This window comes from Bradyrhizobium quebecense (assembly GCF_013373795.3).
Classification (GTDB): Bacteria; Pseudomonadota; Alphaproteobacteria; order Rhizobiales; family Xanthobacteraceae; genus Bradyrhizobium; species Bradyrhizobium quebecense.
In genome coordinates this window covers 621,749-644,582 of the sequence record NZ_CP088022.1, presented here as the reverse complement: position 1 = coordinate 644,582, position 22,834 = coordinate 621,749, and the positions used below count along the sequence as shown (strand labels likewise).

General features: G+C 65.3%; 20 protein-coding genes and 1 pseudogene. 6 read left to right on the top strand and 15 right to left on the bottom strand.

The annotated features are described in order from the left end of the window. Positions 1-114: 114 nt before the first annotated feature. Positions 115-3,588, bottom strand: a complete 3,474-nt coding sequence (locus HU230_RS03210; RefSeq protein WP_176532957.1) for an indolepyruvate ferredoxin oxidoreductase family protein — start codon at positions 3,586-3,588, stop codon at positions 115-117. A gap of 239 nt (positions 3,589-3,827) precedes the next feature. On the opposite strand from HU230_RS03210, the gene HU230_RS03205 reads away from it, so the two are divergent. From HU230_RS03205 to HU230_RS03190, 4 genes are all read left to right on the top strand, one after another. Beyond that, the gene (locus HU230_RS03205) at positions 3,828-4,778 is read left to right on the top strand and encodes a hotdog family protein (RefSeq protein WP_176532958.1); all 951 of its coding nucleotides are present in this window, start codon (positions 3,828-3,830) and stop codon (positions 4,776-4,778) included. A 46-nt stretch (positions 4,779-4,824) separates the two neighbouring features. Then, positions 4,825-5,379 (top strand): carboxymuconolactone decarboxylase family protein, encoded by a 555-nt coding sequence (locus HU230_RS03200; protein ID WP_176532960.1) that lies wholly within the window; start codon positions 4,825-4,827, stop codon positions 5,377-5,379. Position 5,380: 1 nt separating this feature from the next. Then, on the top strand, positions 5,381-6,181 hold the full coding sequence (locus HU230_RS03195; RefSeq protein WP_176532962.1) for an SDR family NAD(P)-dependent oxidoreductase: 801 nt from the start codon (positions 5,381-5,383) through the stop codon (positions 6,179-6,181). 216 nt (positions 6,182-6,397) lie between these two features. Continuing rightward, entirely contained in the window at positions 6,398-6,616 is a 219-nt protein-coding gene (locus HU230_RS03190; protein WP_076828992.1) for a hypothetical protein, read from the top strand. Between the two features lie 135 nt (positions 6,617-6,751). Here HU230_RS03190 and HU230_RS03185 read toward each other — a convergent pair whose 3' ends face one another. Together HU230_RS03185 and HU230_RS03180 are read right to left on the bottom strand one after the other, a co-directional pair. After that, complete coding sequence (locus tag HU230_RS03185; RefSeq protein ID WP_176532963.1) at positions 6,752-9,934, bottom strand: efflux RND transporter permease subunit; 3,183 nt, start codon at positions 9,932-9,934, stop codon at positions 6,752-6,754. Between the two features lie 22 nt (positions 9,935-9,956). Further along, positions 9,957-11,197 (bottom strand): annotated as a pseudogene (locus HU230_RS03180) (efflux RND transporter periplasmic adaptor subunit). A 202-nt stretch (positions 11,198-11,399) separates the two neighbouring features. Between HU230_RS03180 and HU230_RS03175 the strand changes: the two are divergent. Next, complete coding sequence (locus HU230_RS03175; protein ID WP_176532966.1) at positions 11,400-11,999, top strand: TetR/AcrR family transcriptional regulator; 600 nt, start codon at positions 11,400-11,402, stop codon at positions 11,997-11,999. A 16-nt stretch (positions 12,000-12,015) separates the two neighbouring features. On the opposite strand, the gene HU230_RS03170 is transcribed toward HU230_RS03175, so the two are convergent. From HU230_RS03170 to phnG, 9 genes are all read right to left on the bottom strand, one after another. Continuing rightward, entirely contained in the window at positions 12,016-12,627 is a 612-nt protein-coding gene (locus tag HU230_RS03170) for a pyridoxamine 5'-phosphate oxidase family protein (protein ID WP_176532968.1), read from the bottom strand. Positions 12,628-12,702: 75 nt separating this feature from the next. After that, on the bottom strand, positions 12,703-13,302 hold the full coding sequence (gene phnN / locus HU230_RS03165) for a phosphonate metabolism protein/1,5-bisphosphokinase (PRPP-forming) PhnN (protein ID WP_176532970.1): 600 nt from the start codon (positions 13,300-13,302) through the stop codon (positions 12,703-12,705). Next, positions 13,299-14,453, bottom strand: a complete 1,155-nt coding sequence (locus HU230_RS03160) for an alpha-D-ribose 1-methylphosphonate 5-triphosphate diphosphatase (RefSeq protein WP_176532971.1) — start codon at positions 14,451-14,453, stop codon at positions 13,299-13,301. The genes phnN and HU230_RS03160 overlap by 4 nt, the downstream gene beginning before the upstream one ends. A gap of 13 nt (positions 14,454-14,466) precedes the next feature. After that, positions 14,467-15,165, bottom strand: coding sequence for a phosphonate C-P lyase system protein PhnL (gene phnL, locus HU230_RS03155; RefSeq protein WP_176532973.1), 699 nt, complete (start codon positions 15,163-15,165; stop codon positions 14,467-14,469). Between the two features lie 8 nt (positions 15,166-15,173). Then, positions 15,174-15,971, bottom strand: coding sequence for a phosphonate C-P lyase system protein PhnK (phnK, locus tag HU230_RS03150; RefSeq protein ID WP_176532975.1), 798 nt, complete (start codon positions 15,969-15,971; stop codon positions 15,174-15,176). After that, positions 15,964-16,848 carry an alpha-D-ribose 1-methylphosphonate 5-phosphate C-P-lyase PhnJ gene (locus HU230_RS03145; RefSeq protein ID WP_176532977.1) on the bottom strand — a complete coding sequence of 295 codons (885 nt, stop codon included), beginning with the start codon at positions 16,846-16,848 and terminating at the stop codon, positions 15,964-15,966. Before HU230_RS03145 ends, phnK begins: the two co-directional genes overlap by 8 nt. Then, positions 16,845-17,948, bottom strand: coding sequence for a carbon-phosphorus lyase complex subunit (locus HU230_RS03140; RefSeq protein ID WP_176532979.1), 1,104 nt, complete (start codon positions 17,946-17,948; stop codon positions 16,845-16,847). The genes HU230_RS03145 and HU230_RS03140 overlap by 4 nt, the downstream gene beginning before the upstream one ends. A 3-nt stretch (positions 17,949-17,951) precedes the next feature. Beyond that, on the bottom strand, positions 17,952-18,560 hold the full coding sequence (phnH, locus tag HU230_RS03135) for a phosphonate C-P lyase system protein PhnH (RefSeq protein ID WP_176532981.1): 609 nt from the start codon (positions 18,558-18,560) through the stop codon (positions 17,952-17,954). A 4-nt stretch (positions 18,561-18,564) separates the two neighbouring features. Then, positions 18,565-19,026 (bottom strand): phosphonate C-P lyase system protein PhnG, encoded by a 462-nt coding sequence (phnG, locus tag HU230_RS03130; protein ID WP_176532983.1) that lies wholly within the window; start codon positions 19,024-19,026, stop codon positions 18,565-18,567. Between the two features lie 127 nt (positions 19,027-19,153). Here phnG and phnF point away from each other — a divergent pair, with 127 nt between their 5' ends. Further along, positions 19,154-19,879, top strand: a complete 726-nt coding sequence (gene phnF / locus HU230_RS03125) for a phosphonate metabolism transcriptional regulator PhnF (RefSeq protein WP_092124688.1) — start codon at positions 19,154-19,156, stop codon at positions 19,877-19,879. A gap of 178 nt (positions 19,880-20,057) precedes the next feature. Here the strand turns inward: phnF and phnE (HU230_RS03120) are convergent, their stop codons facing one another. The 3 genes from phnE (HU230_RS03120) to phnD form a co-directional block, all read right to left on the bottom strand. After that, complete coding sequence (gene phnE / locus HU230_RS03120) at positions 20,058-20,906, bottom strand: phosphonate ABC transporter, permease protein PhnE (RefSeq protein WP_176532984.1); 849 nt, start codon at positions 20,904-20,906, stop codon at positions 20,058-20,060. Then, the gene (gene phnE / locus HU230_RS03115) at positions 20,903-21,787 is read right to left on the bottom strand and encodes a phosphonate ABC transporter, permease protein PhnE (RefSeq protein ID WP_176532986.1); all 885 of its coding nucleotides are present in this window, start codon (positions 21,785-21,787) and stop codon (positions 20,903-20,905) included. Before phnE (HU230_RS03115) ends, phnE (HU230_RS03120) begins: the two co-directional genes overlap by 4 nt. Positions 21,788-21,868: 81 nt before the next feature. Then, positions 21,869-22,798, bottom strand: coding sequence for a phosphonate ABC transporter substrate-binding protein (gene phnD / locus HU230_RS03110; protein WP_092124685.1), 930 nt, complete (start codon positions 22,796-22,798; stop codon positions 21,869-21,871). Positions 22,799-22,834: the final 36 nt, after the last annotated feature.

Sequence of the window (22,834 nt, the reverse complement as noted above, 5' to 3'; positions counted from 1 at the left end):
GCTGCCGCCGCCTCGAGCGCCGTTCCAACGGTAGCGGAACGGGGCTCTAGGTTCTTGTTTTGACGCGTTTTCTTCACACGAACCGGTAGCCACTTCGCTCGAAGGCGCTTTGGCCTATTCGGCCGCCTGCGCCAGCGGCTGGCCGATCGCACGCTCCAGCCGCGCGCATTCGGTGCGGTAGCGGGCGACGTTGCCTTCCTTGATGTGGCCGTAGCCGCGCACGAGGTCCGCGGTCTTCGCCAGCGCCACCAGGCGCGGCAGGTCGAGCGGCGTGTTGCCGTCGAGATGACGCAGGATCATCGCCGAATAATCGACCGGCAGCGCGCGCTCCATCTTGCGCTCGGCGGTGTAGCCGAAGATGTCGAATGCGGTGCCGCGCAGGCCCTTCAGCCCCGCCAGCAGGCCGAACGCCTTGAAGATCCACGGGCCGAATTCGCGCTTCTGCAATCGCCCGGTGACGGGATCGCGCTGCGCCAGCAGCGGCGGCGCCAGCAAGACCTTCAAGCCGGAATTGCCCTCGAACTGCTCCCTCAAGGCCTTGCTGAACTCGCCGTCGGAATAGAGCCGCGCGACTTCGTATTCGTCCTTGTAGGCCATCAATTTGAACAGGCCCTTTGCAAAGGCCTCGGTCAGGTCCTGCGAGCCCGGCGCTGCCGCAGCTTCGGCGGAGCGGACGCGCGCGACGTCGTCGAGATAGCGCTTCGCGTAGGCCGCGTCCTGATAGTCGGTGAGGAATTTGGCGCGGAACGCGATCGCCTCGTCGAGCGTCTTCTTCGCTGGTGCGGCGCCTGCGTTCTTGAAGCGGGCGGCGCTGACCACGCGCTGCAGATCGTGCGCGGCGAGCCGGCCCCACGAGAACGCGGTCTTGTTCATCTCGATCGCGGCGCCGTTGAGCTCGATCGCCTTCAGAATGGCCTCGAGCGACAGCGGGATCGCACCACGCTGGAACGCAAAGCCGAGCATGAAGGCGTTGGTGGCGATGCTGTCGCCCATCAGCGCGGTGGCTAGGCCCGTGGCATCCAGGATGTCGAGATCATCCGGTCTCACCGCGCCGTTCAGCGCATCGCGCATCGAGCTGGCCTCGAAATCGATATCGGGATCGATCACGAAGCTCGCGGTCGGCAGCAGGTCGGCGTTGACGACGGCGCGGGTGACGCCGCGCTCGGCGCGGCTCAGCGCCGGCACGCTGGTGGCGACGACGAGGTCGCAGCCGAGGATCAGATTGGCATTGCCGGGCGCGATGCGGACCGTGGTCAGCATGTCGGACGCCGGCGCCAGCCGGACATGGCTCATGACCGCGCCGTTCTTCTGCGACAGGCCGGTGAAGTCGAGCGTCGAGCAGGCGAGGCCCTCGACATGGGCGGCCATGCCGAGCAGCGCGCCGATGGTGATGACGCCGGTGCCGCCGATGCCGGTGATCAGGATGTTGTAGGGGCCAGTCAGCGCGGCCGCTGACGGCGTCGGCAGGTCCGCGAACAGCGCCTTGGGATCGGCGGCGGTGCGGTCGGCCTTGCGCAGCTTGGGATCCTGCACCATCACGAAGCTCGGGCAGAAGCCCTCGATGCAGGAAAAATCCTTGTTGCAGTTCGACTGGTCGATGCGGCGCTTGCGGCCGAGCTCGGTCTCCAGCGGCTGCACCGAGACGCAGTTCGATGCGACCGAACAGTCGCCGCAGCCTTCGCAGACGCGCTCATTGATGAAGACGCGCTTGGCCGGATCGGGAAACAGCCCGCGCTTGCGGCGGCGGCGCTTCTCGGCGGCGCAGGTCTGGTCGTAGATCAGGACGGTGAGGCCCTCGATCTCGCGCAAGGTACGCTGCACAGCATCGAGCTCGCGGCGATGATGGATGGTGGCGCCGGACGGGAAGTAATTGGCGGGATATTTGTCCGGATCGTCGGAGACGATCGCGAGCCGCTTGGTGCCCTCGGCCGCAACCTGGTGCGCGATCTGCGCCACCGTGAAGCCGCCTTCGGCCGGCTGGCCGCCGGTCATCGCCACCGCATCGTTGTAGAGGATCTTGTAGGTGATGTTGACGCCGGCCGCAGCCGCCGCGCGCAGCGCCAGCAACCCGGAATGCGTATAGGTACCGTCGCCGAGATTCTGGAACACGTGCTGTTCGCTGGTGAACGGCGCCTGCCCGATCCAGCTCACGCCCTCCGCGCCCATGTGCGAGATGGTCTGGGTGTTGCGGTTCGGCACCGACAGCGCCATGCCGTGGCAGCCGATGCCGGCCATGGCGCGGCTGCCCTCGGGAATCTTGGTCGACGAGTTGTGCGGGCAGCCCGAGCAGAAATACGGCGTGCGTTGCAGCTTCGCGGTGCCCGTGCCCTCGACCGGGCGATCGAACGCCTCGAGTTTTGCCAGGCGCTGCTCCAGCAGCGGGCTGCGATGGCCGAGCTTGCGCAGCCGCGCCACGACGGCGGCTGCAACCATGGTCGGCGTCAGCTCGCCTTCGCTCGGCAGCAGCGGCGCGCCGCTCTCGTCGCGCTTGCCTACCACCGACGGACGCTTCGAGGCGTCCATGTTGTAGAGGATGCGGACCAGCTGGTCCTCGATGAAGCCGCGCTTCTCCTCGACCACAAGCACGTCCTGCAGGCCTTCGGCGAAGTCGCGCGCGCCGCGCGCTTCGAGCGGCCAGGTCAGGGCCACCTTGTAGATGCGCAGGCCCAGCGCCTGGGCCTCGGCATCGGTGATGCCGAGATCGGCGAGCGCCTGCCGCAGATCGAGATAGGCCTTGCCGGTCGCCATGATGCCGAGCCGCGCCGGCTTGGAATCCAGCACGATGCGGTCGAACCGGTTGGCGCGGGCGAAGGCCGCGACCGCCTCCATCTTGGGTCCGTGCAGCCTGCGCTCGGCCTCCAGCGGCGGATCGGGCCAGCGGATCGACAGCCCGCCCGGCGGCATCTCGAAATCGTCGGGCATGATGATCTTGATGCGATCGGGATCGCTGACGATCGAGGCCGAGCTTTCGACCGTCTCCGAGATCGCCTTGAAGCCGACCCAGCAGCCGGAATAGCGCGACAGCGCGAAGCCGAGGATGCCGAGGTCGAGATAGTCCTGCAACGTCGCCGGATTGACCACCGGCATCAGCGCCGAGGCGAACACCTGCTCGCTCTGATGTGCGAGCGTGGAGGACTGGCAGCCATGGTCGTCGCCGGCCAGCGCGATCACGCCGCCATTCGGCGAGGTGCCGGCCGAATTGGCGTGCTTGAGCGCGTCGAGCGAGCGGTCGACGCCGGGGCCCTTGCCGTACCAGATACCGAACACGCCATCGACCTTGGCGCCGGGGAACATGCCGACCTGCTGGCTGCCCCACACCGCGGTCGCAGCCAGATCCTCGTTGAGGCCGGGAACGAAGGCGATGTCATGCTCTCTAAGGAACGATTTTGCCCGCCACAACGCGTGGTCGTACATGCCGAGCGGCGACCCGCGGTAACCGGAGATGAAACCCGCAGTGTTCAGCCCATGCGCGCGGTCGCGTTCGCGCTGCAACATCGGCAATCGGACCAGAGCCTGGGTACCGGAGAGGAAGATTCGTTTCGTATCCAACCGGTACTTGTCGTCCAGTCCAACTTCCATCAACGCCATCAGTTTCAGGCTCCCCGCCGATCAGGTCACGCCGGTCCGAACCGGTCTCATTCGCTTGTCCATGATCATGCATCAGCATGCACTGATTTTGTTATGCATGAACAGCCCCGTTCCATGGCCGCAGCACATATCTCGTGTTGCGCATGCGAGGCCTTGTTGCTCTGCGAGGCCTTCTTGCTCTGCGAGGCTTGCCGAACCCCGGCATCTTTGAAACGGTGGCGCGCAAAGGGAGACCAAGGATGATTAAAGTCGAATCCGCATTCACGACGGAAATCGTGGAGAACGGCAATCTGCTGATGGGTCCCTGGCGCAGCCCGAAGCAGATGCTTCAGGCCCAGACCTACGACTCCCACGCCTCGATTCACGACGATGCAACCGCGCAGAAGCTCGGCTTCCGCGGCGGCACGATCGAGGGACCGACCCATTTCAGCCAGTTCGCGCCGCTGTGCGAGCGGATCTGGGGCCGCGCCTGGTTCATGACCGGGTGCCTGTCCGCGCATTACCGCAATCCGGTGTTCGAGGGCGAAGAGGTGCAGGCCCAGATCGAGAAGCCGAAGCCGGGCCAGACCGTTTGCGCGGTCGGGATGATCAAGCCCGATGGCACCGAGATCCTGCGCGGCACCGCCTCGATCGACGGTGACGGCACGGAGACGGCGCTCGCCCGCAGGCTTGGCGAATTGAAGCCGCTGACCGATCCCGTGATCCTCGCCGACATCAAGGTCGGCATGAAGACGCCCCGGCAGGCGATCAAGATGGATTTCGACCAGAACATGGGCGATCTCTATCCGTTCTCGCTGGCCGACAAGCTCAAGGTGATCACCGAACCGTCAGACTATTATTCGCTGGAACACAATCCCTGGGGCCGCGCCATCATCCCGATGGAGATGCTGAGCGTGCTGTTCCAGTACCGCGCACGCGAGGACCGGCTGCCGGTCCGTGGCCCGGCCGTCGGGCTGTTCGCCGACCAGGAGATCCGCCTGCTGCGCGGGCCGCTATTCCCGGGCGAGACCTATTGGGTCGAGCGCGAGGTCGTTGCGCTCTCGGGCAGCAAGCGCACCGAGAGCATGTGGGTGCGCTCGACCGTGTTCGATGCCGACAACGCCGTGGTCGCGACCATGCTGCTCAACGGCGCCAGCATGAAGGATTCCTACGCCAACTACGAGCGCGAGCACAAAGTACTCTACGGCTGAAGCGACAGCTGCATCCCCGCAAGCCGCCGAACCAAGGACAACAATAATGGCACGCCTGCCCTATCTCGAAGCTGACCAGGTCGCTCCCGAATATCGCGACATGCTCAAGCGCAACACCAATCTGCACAAGCTCTTGGTGAACTCGCCGGACATGGCGCGCGCCTTCAACGGCATCGGCGGCTACATCCGCTTCAAGAGCAAGCTCGACCCGCGGCTGCGCGAGCTCGCGATCCTGCAGGTCGGCTGGCTCGAGAAGTCGGAATACGAGTTCACCCACCATGTGAAGATCGGCAAGGAGTTCGGCGTCACCGACGAGGATATCCAGGGCCTGATCGCCGAGACCTGTGGCAAGCCGTCAAAGCTCGAGCCGCTGGCGAAGGCGATCCTCAAGGGCGCCCGCGAGATGGTGCGCGAGCTCGCGATGTCGGAGGTGACCTTCGCCGAGATCAAGCAGCATCTCTCCGACGAGCACATGACCGATCTGGTGCTGACGATCGCGTTCTACTGCGCCGTGGTGCGCGTGCTCGCCACCATGCAGATCGACAACGAGCCAAGCTACAAAGAGGTACTGCAGCAGTACCCGATCCCGGGAGTGAAGTGACATGCGCCTGCAAGATCGCGTCGCCATCGTCGTCGGCGCCGGCCAGAGCCCCGGCGAGGGCATCGGCAACGGCCGCGCCACCGCGCTGACCTTCGCGCGCGAAGGCGCCAAGGTACTGTGCGTCGATCACAATCTGGCGTCGGCGCAGGAAACCGTCGACCTGATCGCGGCCAAGGGCGGCACCGCTGTCGCCTTCAAGGCCGACGTCACCAAGAATGCCGACATCAAGGCGATGGTGGCGGATGCGCATGGCCGCTGGGGCAGCGTCGACATCCTGCACAACAATGTCGGCGTCAGCCTCTCCGGCGGCGATGCCGAGCTGCTCGACATTACCGAGGAGGCGTTCGACCGTTGCGTGGCGATCAATCTGAAGAGCTGCATCCTCGCCGCCAAGCATGTGATCCCGATCATGCGCAAGCAGCAGCGCGGCTCGATCATCAACATCTCGTCGATGGCCGCGATCACGACCTATCCTTATGTCGCCTACAAGGCGACCAAGTCGGCGATGATCGCTTTCACCGAACAGCTCGCCTACCAGAATGCGCAATATGGCATTCGCGCCAACGTGATCCTGCCCGGATTGATGAACACGCCGATGGCGGTGGACACGCGCGCCCGCGAATTCAAGAAGAGCCGCGCGGAAGTCGAGGCCGAGCGAGATAGCAAGGTACCGCTGCGTCACAAGATGGGCACCGGCTGGGACGTCGCCAATGCCGCGCTGTTCCTCGCCTCGGATGAGGCCAATTTCGTCACCGGTGTGACGTTGCCGGTCGATGGCGGCGCCAGCGTGCGGCGCGGTTAACCCTGGGGATTAACCTGTGTGACGATGTGCGGTTAATCACTGTGACGGCATCACGCGGCAATGCGCCACAATGATTCGAAAAACTTGAAACATTCCAATGACACGGCGATGTGACGACGCCTCCACATAAATCGAAATCCTGACTCGTTGTGGTCGCACGAAATTCATCTGCGCTCTGTATCTCGCACGCCAAGAACTTCTGGAGTGCCTGGACCAATGAGCGAAGAATTCGAACTCAGACCCGATCAGTGGGATGCGTTGAAAGCGTTGCGGGCTCCCGCAGCAAACCCTTCAAGGCTGAACCGGTTCGCCGTCGAGAGCCTGATCACGCTCGGTTATGTTGCGGTGCGAGGAGATTCGTTCGAACTGACGCCTGCGGGCCGCAAGGTGCTGGTCCGCGGTTCGTCACAATTGCTGCTCGATATCGCGGCCTGACCCCCTTCAAACTGACACCAACGAGAGCTTCAGTTTTGATTCGATCAAAACCGAAGCTCTCGTTTCCTGTTTTGGCGCGTTTTCTTCACGCGAACCGGTATCCACTTCGTTCGAAATCGCCCTGCACACGCGGCATCATGCCGCGTGTGCCTTCCCGGGGATGGTCGCCTCGCCGTGCTGCGTCAGCGGCTTCATGCCGGTGATGGTGCGCAGCAGCACATAGAATACCGGCGTCAGGAACAGGCCGAACACGGTGACGCCGATCATGCCGGAGAACACCGCGACGCCCATCGCGCGCCGCATCTCCGAGCCCGCACCGGTCGACAGCACCAGCGGCAGCACGCCCATGATGAACGCCATCGACGTCATCAGGATCGGCCGCAGCCGCAACCGGCTGGCCTCGATCGCGGCGCGGATCGGGGAGCGCCCGGCGAATTCGAGCTCGCGCGCGAATTCGACGATCAGGATGGCGTTCTTGGCCGACAATCCGACCAGCACGATCAGGCCGATCTGGGTGAAGACGTTGTTGTCGCCCTTCGACAGCCAGACGCCGAACATCGCGGCCAACAGGCCCATCGGCACGATCATGATGATCGAGAGCGGCAGCGCCAAGCTCTCATAGAGCGCGGCGAGCACCAGGAACACCAGGAGGATCGCGAGCGGAAACACCCAGATTCCGGAATTGCCGGCGATGAACTCCTGATAGGTCAGGTCGGTCCATTCGAAGGCAAAGCCCGGCGGCAGCGTTTCGGCCGCGATCCGTGTCGCCGCCTCCTGCGCCTGGCCGGACGAAAAGCCCGGCGCCGCAGCGGCGTTGATGTCCGACGACAGGAAGCCGTTGTAGCGGATTGCGCGTTCCGGACCCGCACTCTGCCGGACCTTCAGCAAGGCCGACAGCGGCACCATGTCGCCCGAGGACGAGCGCACCTTCAACTGCCTGATGTCGTCAGCACGCGCACGGAACGGCGCGTCCGCCTGCACATAGACCGAATAGGTGCGGCCGAATTTGTTGAAGTCGTTGACATAGTAGGAGCCGAGATAGATCTGCAGCGTGTTGAAGACTTCCGTGACCGGCACGCCGAGCTGCAACGCCTTGGTGCGGTCGATGTCGGCGAACAGCTGCGGCACGTTGACCTGGAAGCTCGAGAACACGCCGGCGATCTCCGGCGCCTTCTGCATCGCCGCCATGAACGCCTTGGTCGCGTCGTTCAGCGCCTCGTAGCCGAGGCCGGCGCGATCCTCGATCTGCAGCTTGAAGCCGCCGATGGTGCCGAGGCCGTTGACCGGCGGCGGCGGGAACATCGCGATGAAGGCATCCTGGATGCCGGCATATTTCTTGTTAAGCGCGGCCGCGATCGCCGGACCGCTGAGCGACGGATCCTTGCGCTCGTCAAACGGCTTCAGGGTCGAGAACACGATGCCGGCGTTGGACGAGTTGGTGAAGCCGGAGATCGACAGGCCGGGAAACGCCACCGAGCTTTCGACACCCGGCTGGGTCAGCGCGATGTCGCTCATCTTGCGGATCACTTCCTCGGTCCGGTCGAGCGTCGCACCGTCAGGCAGCCGGGCAAAGCCGACCAGATACTGCTTGTCCTGGCCCGGCACGAAGCCGCTCGGCACCTGCTTGAACAGCACGCCGGTCATGCCGATCAGCAGCACATAGAGGCCGATCACCACGGCCTTGCCATAGATCACCTTGGTGACGGTGCGGCCGTAGTTCTCCGACGACTTCGTGAAGACCTTGTTGAAGCCGCGGAAGAACCAGCCCAGCGACTTTTCCATGCCCCGGGTCAACCAATCCTTCGGCTCGTCATGCCCCTTCAAGAGCAGCGCCGACAGCGCCGGCGACAGCGTCAGCGAATTGATCGCCGAGATCACGGTCGAGATCGCAATCGTCAGCGCGAACTGCTTGTAGAACTGTCCGGTGAGGCCGGAGATGAAGGCAAGCGGCACGAACACCGCGATCAAGACCAGCGCGATCGCGATGATCGGGCCGGACACTTCGCGCATCGCCTGGTTGGTGGCATCGCGCGGCGACAGGCCGGATTCGATGTTGCGCTCGACATTCTCGACCACGACGATGGCGTCGTCGACCACGATGCCGATCGCGAGCACCAGGCCGAACAGGCTGAGCGCGTTGATCGAGAAGCCGAACACATGCATCACCGCGAAGGTGCCGACGATCGACACCGGGACCGCGATCAAGGGAATGATCGAGGCGCGCCAGGTCTGCAGGAACAGGATCACGACCAGCACGACGAGCGCGATCGCCTCGAGCAGCGTGTGGATGACGGCCTCGATCGAGGAGCGCACGAATTGCGTCGGATCGTAGACGATCTGGTACGACACGCCTTCCGGCATGTTCTTCTTGATCTCGGCCATGGTGGCGCGGACGTGGTCGGAGATCTCCAGCGCGTTCGAACCCGGCGCCTGGAAGATCGGGATCGCGACCGCCTGCTTGTTGTTGAGCAGCGAGCGCAGGCCGTATTCGGAGGCGCCGAGCTCGATCCGGGCGACGTCGCGCAGCCGCACCACCTCGCCGTTCGAGCCGGTCTTCACCACGATGTCGCCGAATTGTTCCTCGGTCGACAGCCGTCCCTCCGCGTTGACGGAGAGCTGGAGGTCGAGGCCCTTGACGCTGGGCGAGGAGCCGACCACGCCGGCTGCGGCCTCGACGTTCTGCGCCTGGATCGCGCGCACGACGTCGCTTGCGGTCAGCGCATGTTCGGCGGCCTTCTGCGGATCGACCCAGACCCGCATCGAATAGTCGCCGGCGCCATAAAGCTGGACGTCGCCGACGCCGTCGATCCGCGCCAGCCGATCCTTGACGTTGAGCACTGCGTAGTTGCGCAGATACGTCATGTCGTAGCGGTTGTTCGGCGACAGCAGATGCAGGACCATGGTGAGGTCGGGCGAGCTCTTCTTGGTGATGATGCCGAGCTGGCGCACCACGGCCGGCAGGCGGGGCTCGGCCTGCTGCACGCGGTTCTGCACCAGCTGGGTCGCCTTGTCGGGGTCGGTGCCGAGACGGAACGTCACCGTCAGCGTCATCGCGCCGTCGGTGGTCGCCTGGCTCGACATATAGAGCATGCCCTCGACGCCGTTGATCTGCTCCTCGATCGGCGTCGCGACCGTCTCGGCGATCACCTTCGGATTTGCGCCGGGATAGGTCGCGCGCACCACGACCGACGGCGGCACCACGTCGGGATATTCCGAGATCGGCATCGCCAGCAGCGAGATCAGGCCGGCCAGGAAGATCAGGATCGACAGCACGCCGGCGAAGATCGGCCGGTCGATGAAGAATTTTGAGAGATTCATGGCTCCGCCCCGCGTGCAGCGCCTAGCGCTGCACGACGTGCTGGTTGGTTTCAGTGGATGCCTGTTGCATGCCGCGCGCGCCCATCTCGGCGACTTCCATCTTCAGAAGTGCGCCGGGACGCACGCGCTGCAGGCCGTTGACGACGATGCGGTCGCCGGACTTCAGGCCCGCGGTCACGATCCGCAGACCATCGACCGCGCCGCCGAGCGTGACGGAGCGGTACACGGCGCGGCTGTCGTCGCCGACCAGCATGACGAACTTCTTGTCCTGGTCGGTGCCGACGGCACGTTCGTCGATCAGCACCAGCGTCTGCTGCTTGGGCTGGCCCATGCGCACGCGGGCAAACTGCCCAGGGATCAGCCGGCCGTCTTCGTTATTGAACACGGCGCGGACGCGAATCGTGCCGCTCTGCCCGTTGACCTGGTTGTCGATCAGCTGGATGTGCCCCTTGGAGCTGAGGCCGCCCGATGTCACCATGTCGACCGGGATCTGATCGAGATTGCCGCGCTTGCCGGAGGCGTCCGCGATCGAGTTCAGCGCGCGCAGCACGACCTCCTCATCCGCATCGAAGCTCGCATAGATCGGATTGACCGAGACCAGCGAGGTCAGGACCGGCGAGGATGTCCCTGCCGCGACGAGATTGCCGACCGTGACCTCGATCCGGCCGACCCGGCCGTCGACCGGCGCGCGGACCTCGGTGTAGTCGAGATTGAGCTTTGCGGTCTGCAGCGCGGCTTCGGCGGCCTTGACGTTGGCGATCGCCTCGCGATTGGTGTTGTCGCGCTGGTCGAAATCGCGCTTCGTCACGATGTTGTTGCCGACCAGTTGCGCGCCGCGCTCGACCTCGTTTGCGGCAAACACCGCGCGGGCCTTCGCGGCCTCGAGCTGGGCCTGGGCCCGGTCGACCTCGGCCGCGTAGGGTGCGGGGTCGATCTTGAACAGGATGTCGCCGGACTTCACCAGCGCGCCCTCGGTGAAATTGGTCGCCAGGATCGCGCCCGCCACCCGCGGCCGAAGCTGGACGCGGTCGACGGCCTCGAGCCTGCCCGAGAAGTCATCGAACAGGGTGGTCGGCCGGAGCTGGATCACGGCCACAGTCACCGGCACCGCCGGTTCAGGGGCGGCGGCCGCGGTCGCCTGCGCAGCGTGGAAATAGTGGCCGGTCGCGATCGAACCGGCCACCGCGAGGCGCCGAGGATCACGACACCGCCGACGACGCGTCGGAAACGGCCGGAACGGGCATTTTGGATTGACGAAGGCATTCACGCGCTCCAGATATCTGTAGTGTTCGCTACAGATGTGGAGCTGGACGCCGGTTCGCAAGATACTTATGTATCGAGCACTATGAATTTATTATCTCATTCGTGGGGAAATGGGAAGTCGCGGAAAACATCACGTGCAACAAGAGGATAAGCTAGGGACAATCCGTCACAGAAACGGCACCCGGCTTACGGAGCAACAAAAATGGGAATGGGACGCCCCCGCGCCTTCGACGCGGACGCCGCTTTGGACCGGGCCATGGATGTGTTCTGGCGCCACGGTTACGAGGGCACCACGATCGCGCAGCTCACCGAGGCGATGAATATCAATCCGCCGAGCCTCTACGCCGCCTTTGGCAGCAAGGAGGGCCTGCTGAAGGCCGCGCTCGACCGCTACTCCGAAAAGCGCGACGCCTGGATGGAAAAGGTTTTGGGCGCTTCCACCGCCCGAGAGGTCGCCGAACGATTTCTGATGGAGCACGCGGACGCCCAGACCGATCCCGCCAACCCGCCCGGCTGTCTGCTGGTCCAGGGCGGCCTTGCCTGCGGCACCGGCTCGGAAAATGTTCCATTCGAACTGGCCGCGCGCCGCACCCACACCGAAGACCAGTTGCGCGAGCGCTTTGTCCGCGCCAAGGCCGAACGCGATTTGGACGAAAACGCCGATCCGGCCATGCTTGCCCGCTATCTCTCCGCGGTCACATCGGGCATGTGCGTGATGGCCTCCTCGGGCGCCGACCGCAACGCGCTGCGCGAGATCGCGGCAGTGTCGCTGAAGGCCTTCGATGAGCAGGCGAAGGCCTGAGCCGCCGCCTCTTTCGTCACCACATCGTCTGTCGCGCGCGCTCCGGCCATTCGCGATCGTATTTCTCGCCGCCGACCGTGTGCTCGCTCATCTCGGCGAGGATCTGGCCCGGCGTCGGCAGGGCCTTCGGATCGACCCGCTTGTCCGGATTCCAGAGGTCGGAACGCACGATCGCGCGGGCGCACTGGAAGTAGATCTCGTCCACATTCATCACGATCACCGTCCGCGGCGCCTTGCCTTCCATCTTGAAGGAGGCCAGGAGCTCCGGCTCGGCCGTGACATAGGCCCGGCCGTTGACGCGCAGCGTGCTGCCCGAGCCCGGGATCAGGAACAATAGCCCGACGCGGGGATCGCGAACGATGTTGCGCAGCGAATCGCAGCGATTGTTGCCGCGGCGATCCGGCATCATCAGCGTCTTGGCATCATGGATGCGCACGAAGCCCGGCAAGTCGCCGCGCGGCGAGCAATCGAGCCCCTCGGGCCCCGAGGTCGCAAGCGACACGAATGGCGACTTCTCGATGAGCACACGATAGAGCGGCGTCACGTGATCGGCGACCTTCACGGTCGACGCGTCGTTCGGGAAGCCGTAGATCGTCTCAAGCTGCTCGATCGTAGAGATCACCGACATTCGTGCTGTTCTCCTCGCTTGTTTCTTGACGCGTTTTCTTCACGCGAACCGGTATCCACTTCGCTCGAAAACGCTCTATTCGTCCCAGCGCTCGCCCTTGATGATGCGGACAAGCTGTCGCGCGTGATATTCGGCGTTGCCGGAGTTGACGATGGTGAAATCAGGCGTCGACGTGCTTTCGTCGACGGTGCGGGCCAGCCGCTGCGCGAGAAGGCCGTCGCTGCTGCGTGCCCGCATCGCGAGCCGCGCCGCCAGCACATCCGGCGGCGCCGTAACCGACACCACGACGGCATTGGTGTAGTGGCGGCGCGCTACCGCGATCACCGTGCGCGAGACGTTCGCGATCACGGTGCGCCCGGCGCGGATCTCATCGTCGATCGCCCGCGACAGCGCATAGCGATGGCCGTGCGCTTCCCAGTGCATGGCGTAGTCGCCGGCGGCGGCCGCGCGCTGGAAGGCCTCCGCGCTGACCTCTTCATTGTCTTCCGAGGCCGAGGCCTGGCGGGTGATCAGGCGGCGGGGAAACACGACGCCTCGATCGTCGGCGCAGGCCGCCTTCGCCAGCCCCAGCAGCGTATCCTTGCCGGCGCCGCTCGGGCCGACCACCAGGATCAACCGGCCCGGACCGATCGTGGTGGCGTGCTGCTGCGCGGCGACGGCAGGGATTTCGCTCATGCGACCCTGGCTCCTTCGCGCCAGACGCCGCGCACGACAGGCAGATCGCGCGCAACATGCACGCGGATCAGATCGGCCCGTCTGCCGACCGCGATCTCGCCGCGATCGGCGAGCCCGACCGCCTCGGCGGGCGTCTTGGTCACGGTGCGGACGGCGGACGCAAGATCGATCGCCGGCACATGCCGCGACAGCTGCAGCGCCGCCATCAGCAGGCTGGAGGGGATGTAGTCCGACGACAGGATATCGAGCATGCCCTCATTTGCGAGATCGACGGCGGCGATATTGCCGGAGTGTGACCCGCCGCGCACCACGTTCGGCGCGCCCATCAGGATGTCGATGCCGGCGGCGTGCAGCCCGCGCGCGGCTTCCATCGTGGTCGGGAATTCCGCGACCGCGACCTTGTCGTTGACGGCGTCGAACACGTTTTCATCCGTGGTGTCGTCGTGGCTCGCCAGCGGAATCCTGTACTGATGCGCCAGCGCGACGATCGCGCGGGTGTTGGCCACGGCATATTCCTTCTGATAGGCGAAGCGCCGTGCGAACAGCACGTCGAGCTGGGCATCGGTCATGCCGCCGCCCTTGCCGCGGTAGTAATCGCGCAGCTTCACCTCGTCGCGGAACTGGCGCTGGCCCGGCGTATGGTCCATCAGCGACATCAGCCGCACGTCGGGCCGCTCGATCAGCTCCTTGGCCTCGGCGACGACGTCAGGCATCGGCACCTCGCAGCGCAGATGCAGGAAGTGATCGGCACGCAGCAGGTCCTCCTCGCGCGCGGCCGAGATCGCCGCCGCCAGCACGCCGGCGCGGCCGTCGACATCCTCGGCGCCGTCCTCGCGCCAGACCCGCAGCGAATCGAGCACGGTAGTGATGCCCGAGGTCGCGAGCTGGCCATCATAGGAGATCACGGCCGCGACCGGATTCCAGAACACCTTCGGCCGCGGCACGTAGTGCATTTCGAGATGGTCGGTGTGCAGCTCGATCAGCCCGGGCATCAGGAGATCGCCGCCGGCGTCCTCCGCTGCCCCGGGTGCCCTGCCCTCGCCGAACTCGGCGATCTTGCCGTCAGCGATAGCGACCCAGCCCTGCTCGATCACGCGATCGGCGAGGACCAGCCGGGCGTTGCCGATGATCGTGTCTTGCTTGGCGGTCATTTCAAACGGTCCTTCAGGCAGCAGCTGCGAACGAGGTCACATCGACGATACGGTCGGCGATCAGATGGCGGATTTCGTCGTCATGGACAATCGCGACCATCGCGACGCCCCTGGTCTTCTTCTCCGCGATCAGCTCGACCACCACTGCGCGATTCGCCGCATCGAGCGAAGCGGTCGGCTCGTCCAGCAGCAGGATCGGCAGGTCCGAGATGAAGCCGCGCGCGATGTTGACGCGCTGCTGCTCGCCGCCGGAGAAGGTCGAGGGCGGCAAGGTCCACAGCCGCTCCGGAATGTTGAGGCGGCGCAACAGACGCCCGGCGCGTTCGCGGGCCTCCTCGCGCGCCACGCCGTTGACGATCAACGGCTCGGCGACGACGTCGATCGTCGCCACCCGCGGCACCGCGCGCAGGAACTGGCTGACATAGCCGATGGTCGAGCGGCGGATGCTCAGCACCTGCCGTGGTTCGGCGGTCGCGAGGTCGATCAGCTTGCCGCGGTGGCGGATGCCGATCCGGCCACTGTCGCAGCGATAATTGCCGAAGATCATCTTCAGGATCGAAGATTTGCCGGCGCCCGATGGGCCCGACAGCACCACGCACTCGCCCGGATCGGCGTGGAATGAAACGCCCCGCACCACCGGCAGCTCGACGCCGCCTTGCAGATGCATGGTGAAGGTCTTCTCGGCGTTGGCAAGTTCGATCATCGCGGTCATTGACAAGCTCATGGCGGAAGTATCGAGGAAACGAGTAGCTGCGTATAGGGCTCGCGGGGATCATCGAGCACCTGGTCGGTGAGACCGGTCTCGATGACACGGCCGCCTTTCATCACCATCACGCGATGCGACAGCAGGCGCGCGACCGCGAGATCGTGGGTCACGACGATGGCCGCAAGGCCGAGCTCGTTGACGAGATTGCGCATCAGGTCGAGCAGGCGCGCCTGCACCGAGACGTCGAGGCCGCCGGTCGGCTCGTCCATGAACACCAGCCGCGGCTCGGTGACGAGGTTGCGCGCGATCTGCAGCCGCTGCCGCATGCCGCCGGAATAGGTCTTCGGCGCATCGTCGATGCGGCCGACATCGATCTCGACCCGATCGAGCCAGGTCGACGCGGTGTCGCGGATCCGGCCGTAGTGATTCCAGCCGACCGCCATCAGCCGCTCGCCGACATTAGCGCCAGCCGAAACGCCCATGCGGAGGCCCTGCGCCGGGTCCTGATGCACAAAGCCCCAGTCGGTGCGGAACAGGAAGCGCCGCTCCGCTTCGCCGAGCTCGGCGAGATCGCGCAGCACGCCGTCGCGCATCCGGTAGGACACCCGCCCCGCGCTCGGCGCAAGCTGCGCGGAGAGCAGTTGCAGCAGGGTCGACTTGCCCGAACCGGACTCGCCGACGATCGCCAGCACCTCGCCGGGATAGAGCGCGAACGAGACATCGCGGCAGGCCGGGAGCCGGCCGTAATTCTTGGCAAGCCCCTCCGCCACCAGCAGCGGCTGATCGTTGTCGAGGCTCGAGAGCTCAGACATGCGCCTTCTCCTTGTGCGGCGCCGCGCTCTCGGTGCCGTGATGGCCGGCGGCCTGGCGCTGCTCGCAGAAGTCGGTGTCGGAGCAGACGAACATCCGCCCGCCCTTGTCGTCGGTGACGATCTCGTCGAGATAGGAATTATCGGCGCCGCACAGCGCGCAGGGCGCGTTGAAGCGGTAGCGCGTGAACGGATGATCCTCGAAATCCAGCGAGACCACGGTGGTGTAGGGCGGGATCGCGTAGATGCGCTTCTCGCGGCCGGCGCCGAACAGCTGCAAGGCCGCGCAATTGTCCATCTTCGGATTGTCGAATTTCGGCGTCGGCGACGGGTCCATCACGTAGCGTGCGTTGACCTTCACCGGATAGGCGTAGGCGGTCGCGATGTGGCCGAAGCGCGCGATGTCCTCGTAGAGCTTGACATGCATCAGCCCGTATTCGGCGAGCGCGTGCATGCGCCGCGTCTCGGTCTCGCGCGGCTCGAGAAAGCGCAGCGGCTCGGGGATCGGCACCTGATAGACCAGCACCTGTCCGGCGTGCAGCGACGCTTCGGGAATGCGGTGCCGAGTCTGGATCACGGTCGCGTCCGTGGTCGAGGTCGTGGTCGCGACACCCGCGGTCTTGCCGAAGAACTTGCGGATCGAGATCGCGTTGGTGGTATCGTCCGAACCCTGGTCGATCACCTTCAGCACGTCGCCGGGGCCGAGGATCGCCGCCGTCACCTGCACGCCGCCGGTGCCCCAGCCATAGGGCATCGGCATCTCGCGGCTCGCGAACGGCACCTGATAGCCGGGGATCGCGATCGCCTTCAGGATCGCGCGGCGGATCATCCGCTTGGTCTGCTCGTCGAGATAGGCGAAATTGTACGTCGGCGCGTTCATTCCGCGGCCTCCTGCAGTTCGACGGCTTCGTTGGCTTCCGCGAACTCCTGCCGCAGCTTGCGGAGCAGGCCGAGCTCGGACTGGAAGTCGACGTAATGCGGCAACTTCAGATGCTCGACGAAGCCGGTCGACTGGACATTGTCGGAGTGCGACATCACGAACTCCTCGTCCTGCGCCGGCGCCGCCGCCTCCTCGCCGAGCTCGCGTGCGCGCAGCGCGCGGTCGACCAGCGCCATCGACATGGTCTTGCGCTCGCTCTGTCCGAAGGCGAGGCCATAGCCGCGGGTAAAGCACGGCGCCTCGGTGGTCGAGCCCTTGAACTGGTTGACCATCTGGCACTCGGTCAGCTCGATCGAGCCGAGCGGCACCGCGAAGCCGACGTCTTCGGCTGAGAATTCGACCTCGACCTCGCCGAAGCGGATCTCGCCGGCGAAGGGATGATTGCGGCCGTAGCCGCGCTGCGTCGAATAGCCGAGTGCGAGCAGAAAGCCCTCGTCGCCGCGCGCCAGATTCTGCAGCCGCAGATCGCGATAGGCCGGGAAGCTCAGCGGCTCGCGCGTGAGGTCGCCGACCGGCGCGTCGGCGTCCGCCTGCGGCGACGATTCGATCAAGCCGTCGCGGCCGAGAATGTCGGTCACCCGCGGCGTTGCCGCCTGCGAGGCTTCCGCGGTCACCGGCTGCTCCGGCACAAAGCCTTCCGCGAGCTGCGGATCGAGCAGGCGATGGGTGTAATCGAAGGTCGGCCCCAGGATCTGGCCGCCCGGAACGTCCTTGAAGGTCGAGGAGATGCGCCGCCGCACCTGCATCTCGCCGGTATTGACCGGCTCGGTGGCGCCAAAACGCGGCAGCGTGGCGCGGAAGGCACGAACCAGGAAGATCGCCTCGATCATGTCGCCGCGCGCCTGCTTGATCGCGAGCGCCGCTAGCTCGCGATCGTAGAGCGAGCCTTCGGTCATCACGCGGTCGACACCGAGCGCGAGCTGCTCGGAGATCTGCGCCAGCGTCACCTCGGGCACATCGCGATCGCCGCGCCGCTCATGCGCGAGCAGCCGATGAGCGTTCTCGATGGCGCGCTCGCCTCCCTTGACGGCTACATACATCGCTCACACTCCGCTTGCGATCAGCCGCGTGGTGCGCGGGATCGCGACAATCTTGTCGTCATGGACCAGCACGACGTCGACGCCGCGCGGGAACAGCGCTTCATTGATCGACAGCCGCTGGAACAGGTCGCGCGGCTTGATCATCGCCTGCAACAGCGCGCTGCCGTCGATGCCGGGACCTTTCAGCTCGAAGGCCGGGCCCTGCGTCAGGCTGTCGACCTGCAGGATCAGCGTGGTCGAACGATCCGGATACTCGCTGCTGCCGAACGCGAAGCGGTCGAGCACGGGCAGGTTGGCCGGATCGCCGATCAGCGCGAAGCTTGCGATCGAGGAATCGGCGATCACCGGCGCGCTGGCGTGAAACTTCAGCCAGCGGGCGACGTCCGGTGTCGCCGACATCGCGGCGTCGAGCCAGATCGGCGTATCATGATCGAACAGCGTCAGCGCGATCGCGGCCGAGCCGCGCATCATGCCGGCGGGCGTTCCGACATCAGCGGCGACGCGCTGCACGCTGCCTGGGCGCGCCATCGCATCCATCACGGAGCGGAACGTGGATTGCGCCGACAGCACCTTGTCGGCAAACCCTGCGGGCATTTCGGCAATCGTCGTCATTGCATCACCCCTCACCGCGCACCATCGTGTAGAAATCAACCCGCGTCGCCGCGGTCTCCGCGGCCTTGCGGGCGCGTTCGGCATTCATGGCAACACGCAGCGGCGCGATCACCTTCGCTTCGACCTCGCCGGACAGCTCCGCCGATTGCACCATGGCGTCGCACAGCGCGATCATCTGCGCCTTGTGCGCATCGCGGCCGAGCGTGTAGCCGAAGCCCACCTCGCCGGTCGCAAGCCGCACCGCCGCGCGCGACACCGTCGCCTCGCCGAGGTTGAACGGCGCACCGTCACCGCCGATCCGCCCGCGCATCATCACGAGGCCGTTCTCCGGCTCGCGCAGGTTTTCATGCGTGGGCACTGCGATCGCCGCCAGCCTGCCTGCAATGTCGGCCGCGGCGGAGTGCGCCAGCACCGACATCGCGGCCTTGCGCTGGGCCTGTTTGCTGTCTGCTCCGGTCGAACTCATGGTCGAATTCATGTGCAACCTTTGGGCAACCTTGCTTGGATCAAGTTGTCTATGATAATAGACAACTTGATAGCCGAGTGCCATGACTGTTTCGTGACAAACCGAAGATTTCTGGTATCACCGCGCCATGAGCATGCAGGAAAGTTCCGGCGTCGCCTTGTGGCGGCAGGTCGCTGACGGCATCGAGCGCGGCATCGCCGACGGCCGCTTTGCCGCGGGCGAAAAGCTGCCCGGCGAGATGGAGATCGCCGAGACTTACCGGGTCAACCGCCACACCGTGCGGCGGGCGCTCGCCGCACTGGCGGAGCGCGGCCTGGTGCGCGCCGAGCGCGGCAGCGGCACCTATGTCGAAGCTCAGCGCCTTGCCTACCCGCTGCGCTCACGCACGCGATTCTCCGAGATCGTCGGCGCCGGCGGCCACGAGCCGCGCGGCCAGCTGATCGATGCAGGCAGTGATGTCGCCAATCGCGAGATCGCGCGCGAGCTGGGCTTGAAGATTGGCGCGCCGCTGATCCGGATCGAAGCGGTGCGTCTCGCCGACCGGACGCCGATCTGCGTTTCCACCACCTGGCTGTCGGCCGAGCGCTTTCCCGATGCAGGCAGCGTGTTCGCCGACGTTCGCTCGATGACGAAGCTGCTCGGGCATTACGGCGTGAAGGATTACCACCGCGCCTCGACCCGGATCACCGCGGCGATTGCCGATGCGACCGACGCCGCACGGCTCGATCTGCCGCTGGGCCGGCCGGTGCTGGTGGTCGACGCGACCGATGTCGATATGCTGGACCGCCCGCTGGTGACCAAGCGCTCGCGCTTCGCCGCCGAGCGCGTGGAGTTTCTCGTCGAGAATAGCTGATCTCTCTACTCCCTCGCCCCGCTCTTGCGGGGAGAGGGGTTGGGGTGAGGGGCTGCCTCCGCGAATCCGACAGATGTGAGTACGGGGACAAACCCCTCACCCGGATTGCACCGGACGATGCTTCGCATCGCCGAGCGCAATCCGACCTCTCCCCGCAAGCGCGGGGCGAGGTGACGTCCTACACCACCGCCCTTTGGCCGATGATGGCAAAGCGCAGCTTGCTCGAGATGAAATCGATCGCGGCGACCGCAATCAGGATCATCAGGATCAGGAACGACACCTTCTGCCATTCCAGCACGCGGATCTGCTCGGCGAGCTGCAGCCCGATGCCGCCGGCGCCGACGATGCCGATGATGGTGGCCGAACGCGTGTTCGATTCGATGAAATAGAGCACCTGCCCGGCGATCACAGGCAGCACCTGCTGCAGCAGGCCGAAGCGGATTTCATGCAACGCGTTGCCGCCGGAGGCGCGGATGCCCTCGACCTGCTTGCGGTCCGCCGCCTCGATCGCCTCGGAGAACAGCTTTCCGAACGCGCCGAAGTCGGAGACCATGATCGCCAGCACACCGGCAAACGGGCCGAGGCCGACGACGTTGATCCAGACCAGCGCCCAGATCAACGTATCGACGCCGCGGATCGAATCCAGGAAGCGGCGCACCGGAAAGCGGATCAGGTTCGAGGGGATGATGTTGCGCGCCGCCAAGAGGCTGACCGGCAGCGCAAAGAGGGCCGCAAGCGTGGTGCCGAGCAGCGCGATCGACAGGGTCTCGCCGAGCGCCTGCATGTAGAGCGGGAACGACGAGCCCGGATTCGGCGGGATCATCATCATGGTGATCCAGCCGAGCTGGCTCATCCCCGTGATCAGCTTCGACGGCGAGAAGTCGAGATCGACCAGGCCGTATGCGAAGATCGCGAGCGCCGCCACGATCACGGCCGGCAGCGCCAGCCGTGCCGACGCCGGACGTTCGAACACGCCGGCGTATTTCCCGCGCAATTCCGCGGTGTCCGGCTTCGGCAGCTGGCTCATCGGCGGGTTTCCTTGCCGAACAGCCGGCCGCGCAGCCAGCCGGTCGAGATGTCGATGATGAAGACGGTGACGATGATGGTGACGAGGATCGCGCTGACGTCGGAATAGTAGAACTTGCGGATCGCGACCACCAGCTCCTGCCCGATGCCGCCGGCGCCGACGAAGCCCATCACCGACGCCTCGCGGACATTGATCTCGAAGCGCAGCAGCGCATAGCTGGCGTAGCCCGCCGAGACCTGCGGCAGGATGCCAAAGCGCATGCAGGACAGCCAGCTCGCGCCGGTGGAGCGGATGCCCTCGACCGGCTTCATGTCGGCATTCTCGACGATCTCGGCGAACAGCTTGCCGAGCGCCCCGGTGGTGTGGATCGCAATCGCCAGCACGCCGGCCATCGGCCCGAGGCCGAACGCGATCACGAAGATCAGCGCGAACACGATGCCGGGTACGGTGCGGGCGAATTCGAGCAGGCGACGGACGGTAAAGCGCACCCACGGTCCCGGCGAGGTGTTCTGGGCCGCGAAGAAGTTCAGCGCAAAGGCGAACACGGCACCGGTCAAGGTGCCGACATAGCTGATCAGGAGGGTCTCACCGAGCAGCCGCAGCCATTTCTTCAAGCCCCAGAACCATTCCACCGGATCGGTCCAGACCCGGGCACCGGAATCCAGCGTCAGGATGCGGTCGAAATAGCTGACGAAGTTGCCGAAATAGGTGAAGAACGTGTGCAGATTCACATCGGCGCCGAGCGCCGCGATAAAAAGCGCCGCGCAGAACACCGCGGCCGCCACCGTTACCTTCAGCCGCTTGCGCGCGACCGCCTTGCGATAGGCATCGTTCAGCGTCGCCAATTGCTGCGCGGGAAGGATGGAAATGGCGGTCGCCATCGATGCGGGCCAGTCTGCTCGAGGGGTGAACGAAAAGGGCCGGGTTGTCGAAACCCGGCCCAATTCAGCAGCGACGTGCGATCAGGAGCCTTTCTTGCGCAGAGCGTCGACGAACTTGATCAGCTCGATGGTCTTGTCGTAGTCGGCGTTGGTGACTGGCTGCCACGGACGGTTCTTGCCGTCGGACAGCTTCTTGAAGGCTTCCGGATCCTTCGTCGGCATGTCGAGGAAGGCCTGCTTGATCTTCGCCTTCATGTCGTCGGGAAGGCTCTCGAGATAGGCGTAGGGCGAGTTGATGATCAGGTCGGACTTCACGATGATGCGGAAGTCCTCCTTCTTCAGCGGCGTGCCGTCGCTCGACTTCACCATGTTCTTGGCGAGCATGCGGGTCAGGTTGGAATCGTCGTCGGCATTCCACCAGTTGGCGGCGACGTCGACGGTGCCCTGCGCCAGCGCCAGCACGGCGTTCTCATGGCTGCCGGTGAAGACGACCTTGGAGAAGTAGGTCTCCGGATCGATCCCCATCTGGTTCAGCTTGAAACGCGGCATGTTGTTGCCGGAGGTCGAGTTGGGATCGACCAGGCCGATATTCTTGCCCTTGAGGTCTTCGACCTTCTGGTACGGGCTCTTGGCGAGCACGTAGAACACCGAATAATAGCCCTTCGAACCGTCGGCATTGACGTCGATCACGAACGCGTCGGTCTTGACGCCGGTGAGGCGGGCGCGGGCGAACGACGCCGGGCCGTAGTAACCGATGTGGATGTTGCCGGCGCGCTGGCCCTCGATGACGGCTGCGTAGTCGTTGGCGACGCGCAGGGTCACCTTGATGCCGAGTTCCTTCGACAGATATTCGGTGAGCGGGCCGTAGCGCTCGGTAACGCCGGACCCGTTTTCGGCGGGAATCACCGCGAAGGTAATCTCCGGATACTTGGTCTTCCAGTCCTCGGCCGAAGCCGATCCTGCAAATGCCAGCGCAGCGGCGCCGGCCAGAATGATGCGACGAGTGATCATGTTACCCCTCTTTGGTAGTTACGCCTGTTGGCCGGG